The organism is Mesorhizobium sp. M1423, assembly GCF_040317575.1.
Classification (GTDB): Bacteria; Pseudomonadota; Alphaproteobacteria; order Rhizobiales; family Rhizobiaceae; genus Mesorhizobium.
In genome coordinates, this window is record NZ_JAMYKU010000081.1 from 1 (window position 1) to 1,013 (window position 1,013).

Consider the following 1,013-nt stretch of genomic DNA (forward strand, 5'->3'; position numbering starts at 1 on the left):
AAAACCGAATATCGTTATACCCAATTCAGCACCAACGATGATCTCCTCTCCGAGTTCGGCGCACCAGATGGCGCACTCAACCTCGACACATCGCGGCATACGTTCCAGGTTGCCGCCAACTATCGCTTTGGCGCCCAGAATGGCGGCGTTGCGTCTTTTGAAGCGCCTGCCTACAACTGGACCGGCTTCTATATCGGTGGTGCGGGCGGCGCGGGTGCGTCGGTGCATCAGATCAATGTGCCGCCGCTTGGCGACCTGGAATTCAACGGTATCGGCGGCGAAGGCGTATTTGGCGAATTGAACGCGGGCTACGACCATGATTTCGGCAGCTGGGTTGCGGGAGTCATGGTGGATGCTCGCTACTCCGGCATGACTACGGAGCTGGAAGTGCCCGGCGGATCCATCAATCTGGACACAGACTATGGCTTCGATGTGCTGGGCCGGGTCGGTTTGAAAGTCAACGAATCGACCCTCGCCTATGTGCTTGGCGGCTACAGCTGGCAGCATTTCGATCTGAACGCATCTTCACCCATCGGCGACATCATCGATTGGGGCTCTAGCGGCTTCTCGGTCGGTGGTGGTTTGGAAGCGGCCGTGACCAACAACGTAACTGTCGGTCTCGAATATCGCTATTCGCAGTTTGCCGAGAAGGATATTCTGGAGGAGTTTGGAGGGCCGGGCGATGTCCTCACCACCACTCCTTCTTTCCATACCGTCCGCATCGGTGCGAAGTATAAATTCAACTAAGGCCCTCCAGGCAAATCGTTCGAGCCCGCCGGTTAATCCCGGCGGGTTTTTTCTTTGCGGACGATGGAGGCACAAAAAAGCGGAGCCAAAGCCCCGCTTCCTCGGTTGTCGAGAATTCCCGCCGGTTCATCCGCGGTCGGCAAATCGATCGACAGTCGCTTTCTACCGCAGGTATGCGACGGGAGTACGACAGCCTCAAGCCGGTGCAGCCGATCCGATTACACGCGGTCGATCCGACACTGATAGCAATTGTTGCGTGCAGAGCG

At 57.5% G+C, this 1,013-nt stretch carries 1 protein-coding gene; it reads left to right on the plus strand.

Features of this window, described 5'->3' with window-relative positions; genetic code table 11:
* On the plus strand, positions 1 to 747 hold a 747-nt coding region (locus NKG95_RS34160), incomplete at its 5' end, for an outer membrane protein (RefSeq protein WP_353043875.1).
* Positions 748 to 1,013: the final 266 nt, after the last annotated feature.